The sequence below is a fragment of the Armatimonas rosea genome, from assembly GCF_014202505.1.
In the GTDB taxonomy this organism is placed as follows: Bacteria; Armatimonadota; Armatimonadia; order Armatimonadales; family Armatimonadaceae; genus Armatimonas; species Armatimonas rosea.
In genome coordinates, this window is record NZ_JACHGW010000006.1 from 63,592 (window position 1) to 84,002 (window position 20,411).

A 20,411-nucleotide genomic window follows, 5' to 3' on the forward strand; every position below is an offset into this window, starting at 1 on the left:
CGACATGACCACAGAACAACTACGAGCTCTGATCGAGAGCGATCCCGAGGCGCTGGAGCTGGCCCAGGCGGGCAATGACAGCGGGTGTGCAGAGCGCCTCTCGGAGATCGCGCCCAAGGTGATCGGCCCGGATAAGTTCATCCACGGTATGGACCTAGTGTCGGCTTTTGCCGACCCTGCCGTGGGAGCCGAGGCCTGGGCCAAGCTCAAGGCAGCGGCCCCCTCAAATGCTGTCGTGGCCCTCGCCGTCGAGTACATGGGGCCGTCTTCCGTGCGCGGTCTCAACATCGCCGACCAGCGCTCTCTGGCTATGTGCGATCAGCTCCGGCAGCTCGGCGTGTGGAATCAGGCCCAGTGCGATGGCGTGAAGGCGCTCGGCATGGTGGCGCAGACCATCACCGCCGACCAAGTAAGCGAGGCGATGGCACCTGACCGGGCGATGTTCCGCGACGAAGGCGACGCCGATTCGCCTTGGTTTGTACCAGTAGAGGGAGGGGGTGAATAGGATGAAGAAAGTTTACGTGACTCAGGATACTGATGGGTGGACAAGAGTGGTTGTTGTTGGCTCTGGCACGATCACCGTTGAAGATGTAGACAAGGCGCTGAAGAAGCAGGGAGGCGAGTAGTATGGCAAAAGGCACATGGTCTGCACTTGGGACAGTGACCACGGTACTGTCCACCGGGCTCAACTCGCTCGCCAGCAACGCCTCGGCGATCTCCAACTCGTACACGACCTCGGGCTGGATGCTGGCTAGGGTCACCCTCACGATCTCCTACGCTGTCGCGCCGACCGCCAACACGAGCATCGACCTGTTTGCCATCCAGAGTAGCGATGGTGGCACGACCTGGAGCGATGGGAGCGGGAGCGTGACTCCTACCGCGGGTCTCATTAAATCCTTTGGTCTACGGGCCGTGACGGGGGCGCAGGTGCTCGTTGATACCGTGATGATCCCTCCCGGCCCGATCAAGTTCTTGGCGCGGAGCAATGGCGTGGGCCAGACAGCGGCGGCCTCTGGCAACACCATCACCATCGAGACCGTCACGGTGGATATGACCTAGCCATGATGCGCATTCCTGACATCTTGGGGCCGATCAACACGCTCGTGCCGCTCAACCGCAGCCACTGGCTCAACGAGAAGCGCTTGGCCTGGTGGCTCTCCCTGCCCAGCCAGAGCGGCGGCAGAGAGTTTCGAGATCTGTGCGGCCTCAACAACGCCACGCTGACGAACATGGGCAACACGAGCAACGGCTGGCGGTTTGACACTCCCCGGCCTGGTGCTCTTGGCCCTGCCATCCTCTGTGATGGGAGCGCGGGGTATCTCTCTGTAGGCTCTCCTGCCGCCCTTAAATTGCAGCCGCCCTTCACAATCGCGGCATGGATTCGCACCCCACACAGCGCCGATTACAATTGCGCGATTGCCAATACGACCGCGTTTAATAACAACGCGACATCGTACTCAATCGTAGTGCAGGCAAACGGCTCTGTGTACGCAGATAGGGGGTCGTCGGGGCCGGTTTCTAGCGCAGCCGGGGTGATTCCGGCAAATACCTGGTGTAGAGTCGCGGTTGTCTACGATACGAGTGCGACAACGATCTATGTCAACGGTCAGCAGGTTGCGACCGGTGCGGCGGCTCCTACCCTTTCGTACTCTGGCAGTTTGCAGCTGGGAGCCTACGTGGCAGGCGGCGGCAGGTTCAACGGCCTTATCGACGATCTATCGGTCTTAGGGCGAGCGTTCTCGGCAAGGGACATGGCTGAGGAGTACTGGCTGTCGCTGACGGGATACTTCGGCGTGCTTAATCGCTTCGGCCTCCCGCTCAACTCTACCTCGTCTTGGTTCCCGTGGTATCGCCGCGGCGATCTACTGCTCAAGGGGCTCTGAAATTATGGGATACGCAATCCAACAAGGCAACACCACCATCCCGATGGTTTTCTTCATGCAGGACTCTGCGGCAACGCGACGCCTGGGAAAGACCGGACTGGTGGCTGGCGGGACCCTCGCAGTCAAGATCTCCAAAAACGGTGGCACGCAAGCAGCTCCAGCGGGGGCGATCACCGAGATCGGGGACGGCTACTACAGGATCGCCCCAAACGCCACGGACGCCAACACCCTAGGGTCGATTGCACTGATTGCCACCGCGACCGGTGCTGATCCGTGTGACGACGTTTTTCTGGTTGTGGCCTACAACCCGTTCGCCGTCGCCGACCTGGGGTTGACTAACCTCAATGCAACCATTGCCTCACGTGCGGCCCCTGGGGATGCCATGGCCCTGACTGGCGGCGAGCGCACCACACTCCTGGGGGTCTTCCAGGGAGTGGGGACGTACCTGAAATCGCTCTACGACGGCCTGTCGGGTCGGTACGCCTATCTCGACAACCTCAACATTGGTGGCCCGGTCGCCTCCAATGCCTCGATCCTGGCGATCAACCAGAGTGCCAGTCGGCGCATCGTCGTCGCCTGCGTGGGGCAGATGGAGCGCCCGGAATCGGGGAGCAATACGTTCACGGTCGAGGTTCGTACCTACGACGGGGACGGAGCCGTGGTCGATGCAGATGCCACCCCGACGATCGTGCCCCAAGGCAAGACCTCCGGGTCTCTGGCGGCCAACCTCAGCGCAGTCACCCGTGTGAGTGCCGGACTCTACCGGGCAACCTACACCGTGGCGAGCGCGGCGACACTGGAGGAGATCCGCTTCGATGCCAGCGCGACCGTAGCGACCGAGGTTTTTACGCTCTCGGCCTACTCACAGGCAGTGGACTTCGTAGCGGCGAACTTCAGCGCGACCGACCGGGCGAACCTGACCAGCGCGGCCTCGGATGCGGCGGCGGCAAAGACAGCGGCGCAAGCGGCTCAGGCCCGTGCCGAGCTTGCCCTCCCCGCATTCGCACCCGGCAACGCCAGCGGAGTGCCTCGCGTCTCCGACTTGCCTGCTGCAGCTCCTACCGTCTCGGCGATCTCCGACCGAATCGAGCGTAGCGGTGGCCCTCTGGCACTCACCCAAGCAAGTGCCTCCAGTGCCGACGGGAAGCTCACGCCCGGCTTTACCAACATGGTCACCCGCTTCCTGACCATGATCGAGAGCTACTCTGGCGGCACGCTCTGGCGCTTCGTCACGGGGGCACTCTCCCAGGCAGGTGGAGGCGGGGGCAGCGCTGGCACGCAGCTGATCTCTCTCCCGCTGCGCATCGTGCTTGCCTCGGGGGAGGGCTGCGAGGACTGCCAGAGCGATAGGCTCACGCTCACCCGTGGCTCCAAGCTCGATGTCCGGCTCAACCTGGTCGATGCCGACGGCACACCTGTCCCGACCACGGGGACGACGCTCTCGGGCAAGCTGACCACCATGCGGGGCGCGCTCATCGTGGCTCTGGCAGACGGCACTGTGGTCGAGACGCTTGGGAGTGAGGGGCAGCTCACGGTGTCGCCACTGGACACCAGCATCTCCGAGCTGGCGGGCATTAACCAGTTCAAGCTGGTCATCACAAGGGGCAACGGTGCGGCAGATGTGCAATCCGGCGAGATCATCGTCGGGCTGGAATAGGAAAAGATATATGGCATCGTATACAGACTGGGCACGGATGGCGCTGACGGGGACCAGTACAAGCACTGTACCGGCGACGGCAGATATCGAGATGCTGGGTGAGGTTGTTGAGCCACGCCTTAACAACCAGTTTCCCACTCAGCTGAGTGGGGCACCTGGATCGCTCTCGAGTAGCGATCTTGCTGCCTACAATCAAGCCGTTGGTCTCTGCATCGCGGCACTTTTGATCACCACACCTGCGGGCCTCGCATGGCTCCGCTACGTGACGAGCAAGAAGCAGGGGCCGATTACGAATGGCTACGAGGGAACCACGATGACGCCTGCCCAGGCCCAGGAGTTTCTGCTCGGCCAGGCCAATGTCGCGCTCCGCCAGATCAGCACGATTCGTGAGCTTATCGCCGCAGCGCCCCCGGCTCCGCTCTTTGGCACGGTCGCAACCCGTAGCCGTGTGCCGGGTATCAGCCTGACGGAGATCATGCTCGGCGGCAATGTCGCTCTTGGCGAGGGTACTCCCAATGGTTGAGCCTACTCACCAGATCCGCGTTGGTAAAGAGTGCGTGCTAGGCCAACTCACGCCCCTGCCGCAGGGCTCCCAGCTCGGCGCTCAGACCGGCGTCGGACAGATCGAGAGGGCGCACCAGCTCCTGGTCAACCTGGAGGACGAGCAGCACTTCCCCGATGGCACAGTCTTCACCGTGGGCCGACGCTCGTTTCGGGTCGCTGCGCCTGGCCTGATCTGGGATGCAGACCCGGAGACCTCCTGCGCTGAGATTCTCTGCCAAGCTCTCACGGGCGGCAAGGCGGGGGACATGAACACCGTCGTCGATAAGTTGGCAGGAGCATAACAATGGAAACAGGAGCGTAAGATCATGGGCAATCCCTTCCCAGCTTTCCATGCCGGACTTCGGGCCGCGATCTCCGCGACCTGGCCCGATATCCAGAGCGGCAGCGACCAGCCGATCTATAGGTTCGGACAGCGGGCGCGCATCGCCTGGAAAGCCATCTTGGAGCAGGCCAACAACCAATACCCCTACGCGGTGATTTTCCTCTCTGATGTCCCGCAGGCCACAAGCTGGGGGCTAAATAATACGATCTGGACGCCGCGTGTGGAGATCTTCTACATCACCAAAGCGGTCGCCAGTGAGCCTGACATGAGCGCTTACCTAGAGGAGCAGCTGATGGCACTGCGCCAGACGCTCCTCACCTGGTCCACGGGCTTTCAGTTCGCCTACGATGCCTCCATCGAGGTCGGGACTGCCAGCGCGGTGCAGCAGGCACTCCTCGCCGAGAACATGGACCTCTTTGTCGGCTCGATCGCCTTCGATGTGCGAGTGAGTGACAGTGGAGATAGCCAGCTTCTCTTCTTCGATCCGCGCCAGCTCTCGGTGTGCAAGCTGGAGCCCTTCACCCTCACGACCAATGCCGGAGTCACTACGGCCACGACAAACACAGGGGCCGCGGTGGATCTGCTGACCATGGTCGATGCCATCGCCTACAACCCGACCCAGACCGTCAGTGACTATGCCAACGAAGACGCTCCGATCATGGACTATCGGAGCGGGGGCAAGAACGACTTCACCCTCTCGATTGGGGCCATCGACGGGCAGGGGCGCTCCCAGCCTCTCATGGACCTCTGGCACCAAGGGAAAGACGCGCTCAAGTTCTCCCTGCGTGCCAAGAACCTCGACGGCACCGATGGCAAGTGGCTCATTCTCGTAGGCATCCCCGCGACCCTTAAGAATGGCGTGGTGGCAGGCAAGAGTGCGACCTTTATGACTTTCAAGCCCACCTGGGGCGTGATGCCGTACTGGGGCATGACCCCGCCGGCACTGTGAGCAAAGCTACCAAGCTTTGCAGGAGAAAGACTCTAGCGATATGAGTGCACCCGCACGAGTACTTACCCGCCTCCAGGAGCTCGCCCAGGCGGCGGAGAGCTACCCTGAGCGCCTCGCCCGCGCGATCGTGGACGCCGAGCAGGAGAGCCTCGACGACATCGAGGCGGAGTTCAGACGCCGGAGCGAGGGGACGCTGACCTACTCCGACCTGCGCCGCATGGGCCACCCCTACGCGCGTCGAGACCCACAGACCCCACTCGATCCCGCCATGCTAAACACCCACAGCGGGGAGCTGCTGGCGGGCTACGAGCAAGAGTCCATCGAGGCTGATGATGAGGGTACCAGCGGGATGGTCTTCAACGACTCGGAGCACGCCCACCGGATCATGTCCGGGGGCAAGGGGGACAGCCTGATGGTCGAAAGGCCAATCGTCGAAGCGGTCGAGGACTTTATCGAAGCGCCCAGGCGAGAGCGCCTTCAGAGGGCGCAGCAGAGTGTGCTCAGTCGGATGGTCTGAGCCAAGCCCTGAGGTGCGAACCTCAGGCACTGAAAGGAAACGAAATGGCAGTCAAGAAGTATGCACTGTACCGCCGGGTCGCTCGCCGCGGCTTTGGGGGGCCGTGCGAGAAGAAGGTTATCGAAGTCGAAGAGGGCACCCAGCCCCAGGGCGCGATTGAAGTCGCGCCAGAGACCGAGCTGCAGGACTGGGCTCCTGTGGCGGAAGAAGGAGCATAGCTAAATGGCACTGACACTCACCTCGTACCTGGTCCCCAACCAGATCACCTATGTCAAGATCACGCCGGGGACGCCCAACGCCTCGGGCGTGCTGGTCTTCGATAGCGCCAACATGCTCGATATCTCTGAGGCGGTTCTCAAGCGCTTCGTCTCGGTGGAGATGACCCCGATGCAGGAGCTAGAGCAAATCAACAATACCGACAGCTTTGTAAAAAATAATGTGGTCCAAGCTATTAGCTTCAACGCCACCATCCGCGAGCTGATCCCTTCCAATGTCCTCTCAGCGATTCAGCAGGTCTGCATGGGCTTCAGCTACGTGCGTGTTGAGGTCGGCTACGCTTCAGAGTTTGCCATTGGCACCACCGTGGTCAAGGCCGCGGTCGCGGGAGTCTGGGGCGAGGCAGGGGGCATCGGCGTGCAGGCTGGCCAGAACGTGAACTCGCTGACGATCCTCCCTGCAGGCAAGACCAGCGCCAACGGCACCGGATTCTGGGTCGGACTTCTGGCAGGAACCATTCCCTTCTAAAAGGACGCTATGAGCAAGCTACTCTCTCTCTTGCCTCAAGCCCAAGTCTTTGAGGAGACAAGGGCTTTCATTGATTCCCGCTACCCGGACTCACCGGAGACGCTGGCCTTTCGCATCGTTCCCGGCCCTCTGCATGACATAGCTGTGCAAGATAAGAAAAACGAGTTACAGCAGCGCTTTGTCACTGCTGGCGAGGTTATCTCGCTTCCGGGTCAACCACCGCAGACAATCTCCTCGTCGATGTGTAAAACGCTAGCATTGCTCCTTGTGTGCCAATGCCCGCCTAAGGCAGATCAAACGGTATCAGGGGGCGTGACCGAAGACCTCACAGGGCTAGGCTGGAAGCCCTACACACTCGATACCTGGGTCGAGATTGCTAATGGAAGCCCACAGGTTTTCTGGGCATCTGTAGCACTGGTGAGGCTCCTTGAGGCTCGTGCCGCTGGTCTCAAGACGCGGAGATCGTACGTCAGTCTGGCATATCAGCAGGAAATGCCAGAGGGTGCCAATGAAGACGACCTAGTGAGCCCGACGCTGGACGGGCTCATGGAGGAAGGTATCAAGACTCAAGAGGCTCTACAGGGAAACGAGTAGCCGGGCGGCTGTCGGGGGCGCGTGGCGAGCTGCTCCGCGCCTCCCTTCAGCCGTCCGGCATTCACCCTGACCTTCTGCATCGCTTTGACCATCTCCTCACGGGGATGTATCGCGCCCTGGCCGTGATGGTCCCACAGGCAGGACTGCTTCCTGTTCCTGACCCTGACGGGGACTGGCTCAGTGACTTGGTAGCGCTCCATAGAGAAAGCAAAGACGGATGAACCCAGACGAAGAACTCAAGATCAAGCTCTCGACCGAGTTTGGCGGTATGGACGATGCGGCCAAGTACGCCGCAGCGCTCCGCAATGTCGCCAACGAAGAGGGAAACCTGGCGCGCGCTTCTCGCCGCGCGGCCAAGGTGCTGGCGGAGTCGGCCAAGGTCAAGCAGGACGCGATCAAAGCCACGGGGAGCAATGCCCCAGCGCCCAACTACTACCAGCTCTCTCGCAATGAGGTTATTGGGCCTCACACACGGCTAGGGCTTCTGCAGCAACGTCTGGCAGAGGCAACCGCGCAAGGGGCCGACGATGCACTTCTGAAGGACCTGCGTCTCAAGGTCCGACGCACCCAGCGCTTAATTGACCGATCCGGCGAGGGCATTGAAGGACTAAACCACGAGGCCATTGGTCAGGCAATTCTGACTAGCCGCTTCAATGCCGGCCCTTTTCAGCCTCTCGCGGGCCGAGCTCTTCGCGCCACGCTTACGCCAGAGCGTGCGGCAGAGTTGGCCAAGTCGGTAGCAGGGCTTCCCGGTGGCAAAAAGCTCGCAGAAACGATTGAGGGGCTTGCTGGAAGCAATGCTGCCTCCGTTGTTGGAAAACTGGTTACGGGTCCTGCTGGCGTGGCCGCTCTGGGTCTTCTAGGGGTGGCCAAGGCCAGCAAGGCGTTCTACGAAGCCGAGTTTACTCGTGCGGAAAAGACGTCTGCCCTGACGCAAAAGCTAACCGAGTCCATGGCGGCTTTTGGGGATGCCCGAACAGGCTCTTTAGGCCAGATGATCGGCGGGCCGGGCGCGATGGGAAACGCCTTTGCTTTTCAGAACCGCATTGGTACAGACCCGCTTGCCCGTGCCGCCGCTGCGCGTCTGGGAATCTCGGACCTCGCCGCCCCTTACGGAAAGATTGATCCGGGGAAAGAGTACATTGAGGCCATCAAGAAACTCTCCCGTGAGGGTGACGAGATGGTTCGTCGCCGCACTGCGCGTATTTTAGGGATCGAGCGTGAGGTCGAGCGGTATCGCCTGCTCTCGCCTGAGACAAAGAAGGCGATGGAGCTGCAATCGCGGATGGAGGGCATCATCAATGACGTTGCCCAGCAGAAGAACGCAGGGGAGTTTGATGCCGCGCAAAAACGACTAGAGAACGCCAAGAACCTGTTTGACACCGCCAAGGGTAAAGGTTTTTCTCGGGGCATTACGGACTTGATGAATCGAGAATCAAATGCACTAGAGCTTCTTGCTGGCTTGGCGGATGCCGCAGACAAGATTGGTGTTCAAGAGACCGATCCCACCGGGCTGCTCATGCTCCAGAACCCCGCCCAGGCGCTTGGCGTTTACCTAGGCAATAAGCTCGGCCAAAAGATTCAGGGAGGCATTTCTGGGGGCGAACAGGGCGGCAAGTCCGAAACCCAGAAGAACACCGAGGCCATGAAAGAAAACACCCAGGCCATGATGCGGCTCAACAAAAACATCGGGGAGACCGAGGGCAGCCGCTCGGCACTGGGCAAGATGCGCGGCGATCAGATCTTCGATGCCTACCTCATGGGCGCTCTACAGATGGGAGCCTTTTGATGAATAAGATGGGAGCTTTCTAGCTATGGCGGGAATGGCTGGGGTGGATGAGAACGGCAAGGTCACAAAGGGCCGGGTCACGCGCGCCAAGCTGGACATCAGCGAGACCTACGCGCTCTCGGATGGGGGCGTTTCTGACACGCGGCGGCATGGGGCGGTGTCCCAGATCGCCGCACGCGATAAGGGAGCCAACTCCTACCGCTCGAACGAAGTGCGCCTCTACGCCTCGGGAGCCTGGGGACTGCGCCCGCTTCAGCTCAAGCCTAGTGCCATGCAGGAGTTCACTGCTGGAGCGTCTGCGGTCTTCCTGCCATCTTCCACGGGCGTGGGTTCGTCTCGCCAGATCCAGACTGCGCCCATCACCCTCGCCGCCAAGTTTCGCAGGCCCACGGGTACGGGCATGGCCAGCGCTCCAGCAGGGGCCAACAGCGACGGGGGCGACCTCTTCTTTCGCTTCAAGGTGCCGGCAGGATCAAGCTGGGACCAGAGCTCTGCCGTCTCCTCAGAGAGCCACATCACGGCGCTGCTCTCAACGCTCTCGGGCATCCAGACAACGAGCCAGCCGCTTGACATTCTGGCACGCTCCACCAACGCCGTCGAGGTCGATGCGGGATTCTGCCTGCGCTTTACCCTACCCGGTGCCAAGCAGCACTCGCCGGACATGGTGGCGATCTTTACCTGGGGACAGTACGCGCTTCTGCTTGGTGGCGACGGCGAGGGAGCGCTCTGGATGTATGCTCCCTACACGGTGGGTGGTGATCCGGCCTGGCGCTCGATCCGCTCGCTGCGCTGGTCTCGTCCTGCTCAAGTCAGCGGGTTTGCCCACACCATCTGCATCTTCCCCCACATGGGTGAGCACGGCGAGAAGCACCTCAGCATCATCTCCGTGGCGATGGACTCCACCAGCGTCTCCAGCGCCGGGGGCGCTTCCACGCTCTCGCCAGCCAAGGGGGACAGCGGAGCGCACAGCACGACAGAGGACCTGTGGACGTTCGATCCGAGCGTGACCGGCCAGCTCGATGTCGCTGCCACAGGCCAGGTCACCACCTCGCGCCGCTTCTACCTCTTGGAGCGGCGCGATCTGCGGGGCGAGTGGCAGGTCTCCCGCCTCACGTTCCCTGTGGGATCTCCCATTGGCAAGCTGATCGGCGACCCCCACGCCAAGGCGACCCCCTTGACGCTAGGAGGGATTCCCTCAACGGACTGGACCGTGCAGAAGCTCTCGCGGGAGTCGGGGGCCATGACCATCACGCCACGGGTCAAGGATGCCGATACCGACTCGACCAGCGCGATCGATACTCCCTACGTCATCTTCGACTTCTACAGCGACGGGAGCAAGACGCCGCTCCTGTACGGCTACAGCATCTCCCGCGCTCCCTTGGTGGTCACCAGCGCTCCCGGAGAGTTCACCTGCCCGGTCAAGTCGGTCAGCGTGCAGACGGGGAGCGCCGACCCGCGCAGTGAGGCGGCGCACGTGGATATCGAGGACCTCACCGATGCCTGGCCGCGCCTGCGCAGGCGCTCTCGCCTCTCCTTCCGCCTCACGACCACCTACACGCCGCCCGGCGGCACAGAGCAGACCATCACGCTCTTTAGGGGGGCGGCCAAGTCCCCGCGGCGCACCAAGAAGGGGACGAGCTACGGCACCGAGGGATTTGGCACCACGGCCCGCGTCTATCCGTCTGCCGAGTGGAGCGAGTACAGTGTGAGCTGCGTCGGGATGTGGGAGCGCCTCTCTGCCATGACCACCCGCACGGTTCTCTCCTTCGAGACCTTTGTCGCCGATCCCGTGGCAGGGACAGCCGCCGACGGCTCGCTGATCCCCTGGAAGGTCACCGATGTGATCAAGCGGGTGCTGACCATCGCGGGCTTTCCCTCCTCCATGCAGCGCATTCCTGACCTGGGGATTCGCCTCAATCCCGGCGTCGGCACCGGGGACAGCGACCGCATCTTTGAGCCGGGAACCAGCGCGGCGCAGCTCGTGGTAGACCTGGCGAGAAGCTACCTGGGGCGCTGGCTGCACTTCGACTACAACGACGGCGCGGAGGGCAAGTGGACACTGATCGGGCCACCGGCGGCGGGAACCGTGACGCCACTCTTCGCCTTCACCAAGGACGCTCCCACCGTCGCCTCGGGCTCGCTGGTCTTGCCTCATGCGCTCCATGCCTACCCGGCTGGCACGGCTCCGACCTTTGGCCGCGCGACCAGCTACATCCTCCCGCCACAGAAGAACCATATCTGGCTCATCAGTGCGGTCAATGCGGCTCAGGCAGGAGCGGTCAAGATCGACAACCATGTCTATAATCCCCTCAGTTATGCGGTGCCTGGAGCCAGCACCGCGCCGGACTACGAGAGCGGACACTACATCGGGCACGAGGAGCTCTTCACTCTTGCCGATCCTGCGTTCTGGGCAGGAGGGCATCCTCTGACCTACCAGCAGACCCAGAACATGGTCAATTACGTGGCGCTGCGCCTCTTCCCGCTGGTCTGCATGGCACGCAAGATTCAGCCGATCCACGCGCCCCTGGTCTTTATCCAAGACCCCGTACATAGCGGCTGGCGTCCTCTGCGCTTCTACGACCCGGTGACGCTCGATGGCGTGGGCTACTACGTGCGGAGCGTCAATATCCTCTACGACAACGACGGACTCCAGATGGCCGACTACGAGCTGGAGCGGTTGATTCCCTACAAACCAGGGACATAAAACAAAGGCCAGGAACCTAGGAGAACGACATGGACGGACACGTTTACAGTAAGCGGGCGATCACGGACTTCGCCAAGCGAGCCGAGGAGCAGAAAGCAAAGAACCTGCAGGGGCACTTTGCCGAGAACGCAGGCAAGGGCTACACGCCCCAAGCTCACCAGGCGCTCAGCAACGCCCCCACGATCACAGCGACCCGAACGGCGCTCCAGAACACACTGGGCCAGTTCCTCTTGAGGCCCGCCGACGATGGCACGCTGACGGCCGGCACCTTCGGCTTTGACGAGTGGGGCCGGATGGTGGCAATCTAATGAATAAGGTGGCGATCTAGTGGCCTTCACTCCGACAGCCAAGTGGCTCACCGGGCGCTCTCGCGAGCAGGTCTACACTCTGGACTTTACCCTCTCGCTGGAGTGGGCTCCGATTATCGTCGGCTCGGGCGTGGTGGTGCACTTTGTGAAGCGCTGCGACCTCATCGCAGCGGCAGACGGTGGCTACCAGCTCGCCTTTAACCCGACCTTTGGGGGTGGCACGCGTGGCCCCTACGTGCAGATCCAGCCCACCTTCCAGCTCGTGGCGGGCTCGATCCGCACGGTGAGCGCCTCGCCCTACCCCCCGGACTCGACCTACCAGTATGTCTGGAGCCCTGCCTTTGATCCAGCAGGGGGCTGGGTTCAGGCAAACCGACAGGTGGCCGACTATAAGTGGGGCTGGCTCCTGACGATCTACCCGGGCGATGGCGGCAGTGGGGGAGTGACTCAGTTCGTGGACGTGTCGGCGGGCTCGCCGGTGACGTTCTGGTACATCGGCACGAGCCTCCCTGCCACGCCCGGGCCACTGGGAGCGACGGTCTATTCCTCATCGGGCGTACCCGCTGGCGTGACGATCCCACCCGACACGCTCCGGCCCGCCCCGGATGACTGGGAGCGCACCCACGGGCCGACCTACTCCCACACCCTGAGCGGGACGATCACCTTCAGCGGTGGGCTCTTGGAGGAGTACTTCCTCAACCTCGACCAGCCCTCCGCTCTCGACATCGGGGGGCACTCGGTTCCCAGTGCTCAAGTGTCGGAGCTGGGGAGCGAAGACCCCGACCTTGGGCAGCTCCAATGGGCACGCCAGTACTCCGAGCGTAGAGCATCCGGCTCGGTGCAGTCCATCACGGTAAACCTGGGAGCGCTGGGCACTTACAGCTCGACCACCGCGGCGAATGCGAGCTTCCCCAACTCGTCCTTCCAGATGCCCTTTGCCCAGGTGAGTGCCTTCTCCCATGCCCTGGGCTCGACGGGGAGCAGCATGAATGCCACGTACTCGCTGACGGCCCTCTGGAGCGCGGGCGGGGTCACGGTCTCGCCGCAGCCGGTGAGCTACAGCGACTCGGGGGGCAGTGCCAGCGACTCGGGCGGCACGGCGACCACCAATGCGCTCACAGGCTCTTCTGCCTGGCCGAGCTTCCCGACCTACTTGCCTGGTGGGGGACCAGGGGGAGGGCAAGCCGAGCGCGGCGGGGTCAAGGTCGGCAATGCCAGCACGCACCTCAAGATTCCCACCCCTCAGACCATGGTCTTCAACGGGCAGCTCCTGCGCCTGCCCATCGGGGCGGCCAATGACGTGCCCTACGATGTCCAGATCGACACCTACAGCAGTGCTCCAGGCACCGCGCCGGGGAGCCTGGTGACCATCAGTGGCGTCACTAGCTCTTTCTCGCGCACCTTCACCTACGATGATCGCGCCTCACGCGGGGCAACGCGCCTGGGGAGTGCGATTAGCCGGGCAGGAGGGGGATCTACTTGGTACGTGGCCAAGAGCGGCTTTCCTGACAATGCAGGCGTGCGCCTCACGGGCACCAACGCTCCCGCGTGTCTCTCTCGCCGCATGGCGCTTCGGGGGCGGCGCTGGGGGCTCTACAATGCGACCCTGCCCGACATGGCGGATATCCTCATCGCCCCTTGGCCTAGCTACACCCTGAGCGCGACCGCGACCGCCAGCGTCACCGGCGGCATCCTAGGCCTCACGGGCGCGACCGGGGCGGGCTCGATCTACTTTGCGAGCGGCACGGTAAGCACGGCCCCCCTCCCAGAGTACCGCTACTTCAGCTTCCGTGTGCGGAGCGTGGGGAGCGCCAATCAGAGCGTGCGGCTCCAGCGCTCCGGGAGCGTCTCTATCCCCACCCAGCACACCTACGACTGGACGGTGACCACGGGAGCCGATGGCGTCTGGACGACCTTCGACCTCGATGCCCTGGGGAGCTTTGGGAGCTCGATCTTGGCAGGATTCATCACGCCCGCGCTCATGTCCGGCTTCTGGGTCATCACCGTGCCCAGTGGGGCCACAGTGGAGATCGAGTACCTCAAGGCCAGCAAGCACACCTTTGCGCGTCTCGATGCCATCCGTGGCCTCTGGAGCACAGGAAACCCTGCACTCACCGGCATTGTGGATGGCTCTCCCTACTACTTCACGTTGGCGGGCACCGACACCCTCCCCTCGTGGCTGTATGGCGGCTGGAGCCTTACGCCACAGGCCAGCCCAAGCGGGAGCAAGCCCTGGGGGCACGAGCGGCCCACCAATGCCAATGTCAACAGCGGCAGCTACTTCCCGCAGGCGTGGTTCTACGACGCGGATAACTGGTGGTACATCGCCGGGGGCGGGCTGCTCTACAATCCGAGCGGTGGGGGCTGGGAGGTCTTCTTCAACCAGGAGCCGTCCGCTGGTCTGGGAGGAACTCCCTCGCCGGGTAGCAGCACAACCCCCGAGAGCAGTCTGGTCGGCCTCGGAATCGACTGCCAGGATGTGTATGAGCGTGTCCAGGTCTACTCCGGGGCAGGCGATGTGTTTGGGCACTCAGGGGGCAACTACGGCCTCACCACCACGCTCCAGTTTGGCATCCTCCTGGGAGCGGCCAGCACGGGCCTTGAGGTTGGCGACACGGACGCGGGCTGGCCTGATGTGGTGGCCTACGACCCCACTCCGGCGGAGCGGGCGCGGGGAGCGGTGGCAGGAGTGGAGAACTACGCAATTCTCTCGCCTGACCTGCGTAGCAACATCACCTATACCTGGCGCCTCGATCCCGAGGTCGATATCAGTCAGTTTCTCACCGCCTCGCCGGTGGATCGGGACATCTGGCGCACGATCTGGGCACTCTCCGCCGACGGCAAGGGGCTGGCTGCTTTGGCGAGCGCCGACGGCTGGTACGCCCTGGCCGCTGTGGAGACATCGGGCGGGACGACGGGAATCCGCTTTAGGCGCTGTGACCATGGGGTGCCCGACGTGCCCTCGGGGATGCGCTGGCCGGTCTTGGTCTTTGCCACGACCAACGCGGCGGACAAGTGGCCCTCTCTCGCCCTCGATCCGTGGGGGAAGATCCTCTTGCTCTACGAGCGGGCGGGCGCGGTGTATCGAAGGTCCTCAGACGATGAGGGCGCTTCGTGGAGTGATGAAACGATGGCATTTAGTTCAGGCAAGTTCCCCGACCAGAGCGCCGACCCCATGACCGGGACGCTCCTAACGGCGGCAGTGGCCGCCTCTGGGAGCGACTGGGTGATTAAAGGCCAGGTGCAGCACCCGGGCGATGCAAGCCCATCCGCCGAGTTCACCTTCCAGTACTGGAATGGGAGCGCTCTGGTCGATCTGAAGGTGAAGAAGAGCGCGTTTCGGCTCGCCTGTGGCTACGAGGTGCAAGGGCGCTGGAACCTGGCCTGCACGGTAGCGGGGGAGTCGGACGTGTCTAACTGGTGGTGCGGGGACGGGGAAGGGCGCACGTGGACCCGGATCACGTAGCATCGATGCTCTGGTCACGTAGCTTGAAAGAGCTTGAAAAGCTTGTCGGGTATTTCTGCCAAGCTTTTCAAGTATTCGACGCCAAATATTCAAAGCCCCCTGGACCCGTGTTGCGGGTCCAGGGGGCTTTTTGTGTTTTAGTACCCCTCGATCCCGATCTCTCGGAAGGCTCGCTCCATGCCCCGCTGCGCCTCGGTGCTTATCGGCGGCCAAGTCTGCCCCGTGCCGAACTGCCGCGCCAGCTCGGTGATGCGGCCGTATAGCGCGCGCCGGTGCGCTCTCCTCGATGCGTGACCAGCCCAGCGCCAGGCCGCCCTCCAGCCAGCGCTGGGCGTCGCGGCGCTCGTGTAGACACCATCAAGGTCAAAGAGTAGAGATTCCAGTTTGATTTCCATACTATATAAGTCGAAATAAACTGCATAAAATCGGTAAGGTTTTGAATAAAAAGTTATTTTTCTGAATACTTTTGCATAACTTTAGGGGCACCACGAATAAAAAAGCCCGCCACCGGGGAACCTTCCGGGGCGGGCTTGTTGGGGGTCTTGGAGGCTAGTCGTTACCTCCTTCAAAGGCGGCGGTATCGACTTGCTCGGCGAGCTGGTCTTGCCACTCCTGGCTGCTCTCCTGCTCCTCAAAGCGTGCCAGCTCGCAGGTCGGGCAGTCACCATCCCGATTGAACTTCAGAGACCACGTAGGAGCGCCACAGGAGGGACAGCGCACCTCATCGAAGCCGGTGAAGCGGAGGCCGTACCCGTCGCTGGTCATGTGCGCCTTCAGGCTCTCTACAGGGTTGCCCTCGCCTGTCGTGGGAGCTCCTGCCAGGATAGCACCGATGGCACGGACGCACTCGTCCAGCTCGGTCTGCATGACCTCCAGCGCGCGCCGCGCTCTCTGCTCTTGGGTGAAGTGGGGAGGAAAAATCATTGTCGTCTCTTTCTGTGAAGGTCTTGGGGGGAGGTTCTCCCTCCCCCCGTTAGGGGCTAGCTCAGCCATGCCCCGTAGGTGTCGCTCAGGCAATCCTCGGTGAACCCTGCGAGGTGCTCTCGGGAACACTCTAGGAGGAACGCTCCGTCCTCCTGAGCCTGCTCCATAGCGCGGATCTCGATCTCCTCGTCCACGATGTACTGATGCTTGCAGACGCCACCCTTGCGGAACGCTTCGCACTGGCAGGTGCGGAGCTCGCTGTCCACAAGGTAGCTCCGGGAGCGGTCGCCGTCTTTGCGAGAGACTTTCCAGAGGTTCAGGTCGCTCAGGAAGTCGCAGATGTGGTACTTGCCAGCATCGCGGAGACCGTTCTTGATCGCGGTCTCGATAGCTTCAGGGGTCGGGATGATGAAGTTCATGGTTTCAGGTTCCTTATGGAGCTTGATTGCTCGGTATGAATTAATTATATCCTGAGTCTCAGGTTATGTCAATAATCAAGAGGAAGTATTTTGACATAACCTGTATTGACAAAACCTGACAAGTGGGATAATCTGCCAACTATGGAATTGACAGAAGAGGAAAAGCAGGTGCTTCAGGAAGCGGGGCGAATCCTGCGAAGGATGAACACAGACAAGCAGCGTCAGGCGAGCGCGGCCAATGGGAAGAAGGGGGGGCGGCCTCAGAAACCGCTCTCTGAGATTCCCTGCAACTGTGGCCGGGGAGAGGATGAGCAGCATCCAACTTCCTGCCCACGAGGGCTCGCCGTGCGCCGTCGCATGAAAGCAGGCACCTCATGAGCAGTCTGCCCCAGGGCACGCTGGACAGCCTCCAGACGCACGCGGTATCGGCGCTGGAGAGCTCTATGATCTCCCAGGCGCTCCACGCTCGCTCTGGCAACCCCAAGGGTGAGGAGCTGGCCCGTAGCGCGACGGAGAACGTCCGGGCAATGGTAGGTATTCTCCACCGCCTAGGAGCTCACGAGGACCAGCAAGCCGCCGCAGCGCTCGCCCATCCGATTCCCTTCCACGCTCTGGACACTCCCGACGTTCGAGAGCTCCTTGCGGGCTTGGAAGCGCTCTTGCCGGTCGCGGAACGTGTGGACGCCGCTCGGGGTCGAGCTTGCGCGGAGGTGATCGGTGGCTCTGCGGGGCTGGACTTGGCCGAAGACTTAGCGCAGCTGATCGCGAGGATCTCGCTAGAGGTGCATGGCCCTGGTGAAGCAGTCACGGGGGCTAGGGAATGAGCATCACGCCACTACCCGGAGAGCTCTACACGCACCGCAAGGGCGGGCTCGTCGTCTGCGTGGCCACCGAAGAGGCCACGCAGCGCCCCGTGGTGGTCTACCGAAGCCAAGAGACGAGGCGATACTGGACCAGGCCGCTGGGTGAGTTCATGGATGGCCGATTTACGCGCGCCTCAGACGCCACCACGCCCACCATTGAGCCGGGCCAGTAAGCCCGGCTCTTGGCTAGTACTCGTCCGGTAGCAGGATTGTCGTGCTGGAGCGGTCGGCCTCTGTGATGACCCAGAGCTTCTGTGGAGCCGTCCCAGGAACCCGGACGGGCAAGTGATAGGCCGAGAGAATCCGCGCCCCATGCCTCAGAGCCTGGTCGTTGGCGCTCTTGTCCTCCCTACACACGTCGCCCCAGTCCCCGGAGCGGTGCCGGGCGATCAGCCGCCCCGCCTCGATGCGCCAGCGGTTCCCGTGCGCCTCATTCAGGGCCTCGATAGCTCCGGGGGTGGCAACGACCTCGCCACAGAGAAAAAGCGGGTTGCCGATGGTCGATTGTGTCGCCTGCTGTGTTGGTTGTGCTGTCATCGTGTTTCTCCTTGCCCCCTTCCCCCCGCCACACGGGGGGAAGGGTAGCTCCATCACCGAACCCAGAAGCTGGGAGCCTCCCCGATGCCCTCGACCAGGCGAGTCCCGCGAGTGTTCGGCCCGGCGTTGTTGGTAGTCCTCACGCGGGTTCCGTGGGGGACGTACACGCTCGCCACCTCGAAAGCCCGGTGTGTGTCGGGGCAGGAGCGAATGGAGGAGGAGCTATCCCAGTCAAAGACCAAGACGGTGAACTCCTTCCCACAAGCTCCCTTCGGGAAGGTGACGCGAGGCTCCCCAAGCTCCTCACCCCGCAGGGTCTCGGTGAGAGCGTAGCCGAGGCAACCGGCGGCGCGGGTGATCTCCTCGGCAGACAGGCGGCGCTGGAGAACCACCTTGATCTGCTCAAAGCGCACGGGGACGGAGCGTAAGCAGCTTCCAAGCTCCGCGGGATGATCGAGCGCGATCTTCTTCCAAGGGAACTGCTCGTCGATGATCTTCTCGATAGCGGCGGCAAGGTCGGGGCTTGCGGTCGCGGAAGTGGGAAGGGCGGCATCGAAGCTACCAAGCTTCGCTAGAGCGCCAAGGGCAACGATGTTCAGAGTGATTTTCATTGGTAAATGAACCTTTCGGGAGAGGGAAGTAGCGAAGGTACCAACCTTCGTCGTAGCTCCCTCCCTCACCTAGAGACTCCCCAAAATCCCCCCTAAACGGAAATAAAAAGTACACATTTATTTATTTTCCGGTATAATTATCTCCGTGGAGTATCCAGACATGAGAAGCGATTTTGACGACATTTTCGTAGAAGAGGACACTACCACCGAGGCCGAGCGAGCAGCTGAGAGAGCCTACTGGCAGCAGCTCCGCGACATTGACCGGGCCGCTGATGCCCAGGTTGCTGAGATTGAGGCCGAGGCCCTGCTCGCTCAGTACGACGACGATCCCAGCCCCTACGCGGGCAATTGGAGCGAGGAGTAAGACATGGAAGATTGGATACCTAGCCCTGGCGATATCGTGCAGGCCAAAGACCCGGCGAAGGCTCCGGGGTGGCGCGGTGAAGTGGTCGGGGTGTATCGAGTGAGCCCTGAGAACAACCGCCTCCACTGGGCGGATGTGCGATGGGAGACCGGCCCCAGTGAAGATGACTGCGAGCTGACCCGCATCCCGCTCGACGAGCTGGAGCCCTTCGTGTGGCCTGGAGAGGAGCCGGATCATGTTCGACATTGAGTCTGAGGAGGATCTTCTCAGGAAGCTCTTTGCCAGCAAGCTGCGGATCGCGCGGTATCGGGGAGAGCAGCCCGACTTGGCCGAGCTGGAGGCGCAGGTTAGGGCATCTCGCGCCAGCCTGCTCCAGACCCGCTTGGAGACCTGGGAGCCGCGCTTTGGGAGCGCTCAGGGAACTCGGGAAGCGCTGGCCTACTACACCGAGGGGAGCGGCCTGGTCGTGCAGGGCTTCGGGAAGTGACCAGAGGCTCTTCCGGCTGGGTGCGCTACGGTCGGCACTGTGGGGGCACCTGGGTGCATGAGGAAAGCGGTTGCCGGGTTCAGCACTGCGGCCATCCGACTGCACTCTGGCCCTACTATGGAATCCTGCCCGATGGCTCCGTCCCGCAGATTTGGTTCCCGGAGGGCTTTAGGTGCAAGACTGAGGGCGCATTTCGCTCTAGTCCTAAGTGGAGCGAGCTGTGGGAGTGTCAGGAGTGGATTTTGCGGGTGTACCGGGGAGAAAGCCCCGAGCTGCTCGACACTGATCAGATAGGGATAAAATGATGGCTATTATGGGACGAAAACCAACGGGTGTGACTCCACAGACGCAGGCGCGCATTCCTGCCGACCTTAAGGCGCTGGCCCAGGCCGAGGCGACCAGGCGGGGAATTTCGCTTTCTGAGCTGATCTGCGAGGGACTTCGCCACGAGCTGGAGCGCGGGCCGGCTGAGATCGCGGGCCAGGCCGCCATTGAGGCGCTGCGAGCAGAAGGTTATACGGTCGAGAAGTGAGCAAGGCTGGGGTTATCGTGGGGTGAGCAAACGGGCGTTTCGGAGGAATCCCCACCAATCTGCCGAAAATCTCCGGCGTGGAAACTAACAGGCTGTACTTTGGCGACAATCTCACCGTGCTGCGGGAGAAGATCCCGGATGAATCCGTAGACCTCTGCTACATCGACCCGCCGTTCA

The 20,411-nt window shown here is 62.3% G+C and carries 27 protein-coding genes; 22 read left to right on the top strand and 5 right to left on the bottom strand.

Annotation, left to right across the window (positions count from 1 at the left end; genetic code table 11):
* Positions 1-4: 4 nt before the first annotated feature.
* The 15 genes from HNQ39_RS25260 (at position 5) to HNQ39_RS25330 (ending at position 15,497) form a co-directional block, all read left to right on the top strand.
* On the top strand, positions 5-505 hold the full coding sequence (locus HNQ39_RS25260; RefSeq protein WP_184203373.1) for a hypothetical protein: 501 nt from the start codon (positions 5-7) through the stop codon (positions 503-505).
* 122 nt (positions 506-627) lie between these two features.
* On the top strand, positions 628-1,059 hold the full coding sequence (locus tag HNQ39_RS25265) for a hypothetical protein (protein ID WP_184203374.1): 432 nt from the start codon (positions 628-630) through the stop codon (positions 1,057-1,059).
* Between the two features lie 2 nt (positions 1,060-1,061).
* Entirely contained in the window at positions 1,062-1,883 is an 822-nt protein-coding gene (locus HNQ39_RS25270) for a LamG domain-containing protein (RefSeq protein WP_184203375.1), read from the top strand.
* 4 nt (positions 1,884-1,887) lie between these two features.
* Positions 1,888-3,540, top strand: coding sequence for a hypothetical protein (locus HNQ39_RS25275; protein WP_184203376.1), 1,653 nt, complete (start codon positions 1,888-1,890; stop codon positions 3,538-3,540).
* Positions 3,541-3,550: 10 nt separating this feature from the next.
* Positions 3,551-4,063 carry a hypothetical protein gene (locus HNQ39_RS25280; protein WP_184203377.1) on the top strand — a complete coding sequence of 171 codons (513 nt, stop codon included), beginning with the start codon at positions 3,551-3,553 and terminating at the stop codon, positions 4,061-4,063.
* A 34-nt stretch (positions 4,064-4,097) separates the two neighbouring features.
* The gene (locus HNQ39_RS25285; RefSeq protein ID WP_184203378.1) at positions 4,098-4,385 is read left to right on the top strand and encodes a hypothetical protein; all 288 of its coding nucleotides are present in this window, start codon (positions 4,098-4,100) and stop codon (positions 4,383-4,385) included.
* 24 nt (positions 4,386-4,409) lie between these two features.
* On the top strand, positions 4,410-5,375 hold the full coding sequence (locus HNQ39_RS25290; protein WP_184203379.1) for a hypothetical protein: 966 nt from the start codon (positions 4,410-4,412) through the stop codon (positions 5,373-5,375).
* A 40-nt stretch (positions 5,376-5,415) separates the two neighbouring features.
* Complete coding sequence (locus HNQ39_RS25295) at positions 5,416-5,892, top strand: hypothetical protein (protein ID WP_184203380.1); 477 nt, start codon at positions 5,416-5,418, stop codon at positions 5,890-5,892.
* 44 nt (positions 5,893-5,936) lie between these two features.
* Positions 5,937-6,110, top strand: a complete 174-nt coding sequence (locus HNQ39_RS25300) for a hypothetical protein (RefSeq protein WP_184203381.1) — start codon at positions 5,937-5,939, stop codon at positions 6,108-6,110.
* 4 nt (positions 6,111-6,114) lie between these two features.
* Positions 6,115-6,636 (top strand): hypothetical protein, encoded by a 522-nt coding sequence (locus HNQ39_RS25305; RefSeq protein ID WP_184203382.1) that lies wholly within the window; start codon positions 6,115-6,117, stop codon positions 6,634-6,636.
* Between the two features lie 9 nt (positions 6,637-6,645).
* Positions 6,646-7,230, top strand: a complete 585-nt coding sequence (locus tag HNQ39_RS25310; RefSeq protein WP_184203383.1) for a hypothetical protein — start codon at positions 6,646-6,648, stop codon at positions 7,228-7,230.
* A gap of 217 nt (positions 7,231-7,447) precedes the next feature.
* Positions 7,448-9,019, top strand: a complete 1,572-nt coding sequence (locus HNQ39_RS25315; RefSeq protein ID WP_184203384.1) for a hypothetical protein — start codon at positions 7,448-7,450, stop codon at positions 9,017-9,019.
* Between the two features lie 25 nt (positions 9,020-9,044).
* On the top strand, positions 9,045-11,723 hold the full coding sequence (locus HNQ39_RS25320; RefSeq protein WP_184203385.1) for a hypothetical protein: 2,679 nt from the start codon (positions 9,045-9,047) through the stop codon (positions 11,721-11,723).
* 29 nt (positions 11,724-11,752) lie between these two features.
* Entirely contained in the window at positions 11,753-12,031 is a 279-nt protein-coding gene (locus HNQ39_RS25325) for a hypothetical protein (protein ID WP_184203386.1), read from the top strand.
* A 19-nt stretch (positions 12,032-12,050) separates the two neighbouring features.
* The gene (locus tag HNQ39_RS25330; RefSeq protein ID WP_184203387.1) at positions 12,051-15,497 is read left to right on the top strand and encodes a hypothetical protein; all 3,447 of its coding nucleotides are present in this window, start codon (positions 12,051-12,053) and stop codon (positions 15,495-15,497) included.
* A gap of 137 nt (positions 15,498-15,634) precedes the next feature.
* Here HNQ39_RS25330 and HNQ39_RS25335 read toward each other — a convergent pair whose 3' ends face one another.
* From HNQ39_RS25335 to HNQ39_RS25345, 3 genes are all read right to left on the bottom strand, one after another.
* Complete coding sequence (locus HNQ39_RS25335) at positions 15,635-15,892, bottom strand: hypothetical protein (RefSeq protein ID WP_184203388.1); 258 nt, start codon at positions 15,890-15,892, stop codon at positions 15,635-15,637.
* Positions 15,893-16,046: 154 nt separating this feature from the next.
* The gene (locus HNQ39_RS25340; protein ID WP_184203389.1) at positions 16,047-16,421 is read right to left on the bottom strand and encodes a hypothetical protein; all 375 of its coding nucleotides are present in this window, start codon (positions 16,419-16,421) and stop codon (positions 16,047-16,049) included.
* A gap of 56 nt (positions 16,422-16,477) precedes the next feature.
* Entirely contained in the window at positions 16,478-16,840 is a 363-nt protein-coding gene (locus HNQ39_RS25345) for a hypothetical protein (RefSeq protein ID WP_184203390.1), read from the bottom strand.
* A gap of 141 nt (positions 16,841-16,981) precedes the next feature.
* Between HNQ39_RS25345 and HNQ39_RS25350 the strand changes: the two genes are divergently transcribed.
* Genes HNQ39_RS25350 through HNQ39_RS25360 form a run of 3 tightly spaced genes read left to right on the top strand, consistent with a single transcriptional unit; the run spans position 16,982 to position 17,876 of the window.
* Positions 16,982-17,218, top strand: a complete 237-nt coding sequence (locus HNQ39_RS25350) for a hypothetical protein (protein WP_184203391.1) — start codon at positions 16,982-16,984, stop codon at positions 17,216-17,218.
* Positions 17,215-17,664 carry a hypothetical protein gene (locus tag HNQ39_RS25355; protein ID WP_184203392.1) on the top strand — a complete coding sequence of 150 codons (450 nt, stop codon included), beginning with the start codon at positions 17,215-17,217 and terminating at the stop codon, positions 17,662-17,664. The genes HNQ39_RS25350 and HNQ39_RS25355 overlap by 4 nt, the downstream gene beginning before the upstream one ends.
* Entirely contained in the window at positions 17,661-17,876 is a 216-nt protein-coding gene (locus HNQ39_RS25360) for a DUF1653 domain-containing protein (RefSeq protein WP_184203393.1), read from the top strand. Before HNQ39_RS25355 ends, HNQ39_RS25360 begins: the two co-directional genes overlap by 4 nt.
* 13 nt (positions 17,877-17,889) lie before the next feature.
* On the opposite strand, the gene HNQ39_RS25365 is transcribed toward HNQ39_RS25360, so the two are convergent.
* Together HNQ39_RS25365 and HNQ39_RS25370 are read right to left on the bottom strand one after the other, a co-directional pair.
* The gene (locus tag HNQ39_RS25365; protein WP_184203394.1) at positions 17,890-18,240 is read right to left on the bottom strand and encodes a type I restriction endonuclease subunit M; all 351 of its coding nucleotides are present in this window, start codon (positions 18,238-18,240) and stop codon (positions 17,890-17,892) included.
* A gap of 53 nt (positions 18,241-18,293) precedes the next feature.
* Positions 18,294-18,851: a hypothetical protein gene (locus HNQ39_RS25370; RefSeq protein ID WP_184203395.1), complete on the bottom strand. Its 558-nt coding sequence runs from the start codon at positions 18,849-18,851 to the stop codon at positions 18,294-18,296.
* Between the two features lie 160 nt (positions 18,852-19,011).
* On the opposite strand from HNQ39_RS25370, the gene HNQ39_RS25375 reads away from it, so the two are divergent.
* The 4 genes from HNQ39_RS25375 (at position 19,012) to HNQ39_RS25390 (ending at position 20,234) form a co-directional block, all read left to right on the top strand.
* A complete protein-coding gene (locus HNQ39_RS25375) occupies positions 19,012-19,215 on the top strand; it encodes a hypothetical protein (RefSeq protein ID WP_184203396.1) in 204 nt (67 codons plus the stop codon).
* Positions 19,216-19,218: 3 nt separating this feature from the next.
* Positions 19,219-19,464, top strand: coding sequence for a hypothetical protein (locus HNQ39_RS25380; protein WP_184203397.1), 246 nt, complete (start codon positions 19,219-19,221; stop codon positions 19,462-19,464).
* On the top strand, positions 19,451-19,702 hold the full coding sequence (locus HNQ39_RS25385; protein WP_184203398.1) for a hypothetical protein: 252 nt from the start codon (positions 19,451-19,453) through the stop codon (positions 19,700-19,702). Before HNQ39_RS25380 ends, HNQ39_RS25385 begins: the two co-directional genes overlap by 14 nt.
* Positions 19,703-20,015: 313 nt before the next feature.
* Positions 20,016-20,234, top strand: a complete 219-nt coding sequence (locus HNQ39_RS25390; RefSeq protein WP_184203399.1) for a hypothetical protein — start codon at positions 20,016-20,018, stop codon at positions 20,232-20,234.
* The last annotated feature ends 177 nt before the right edge of the window (positions 20,235-20,411 follow it).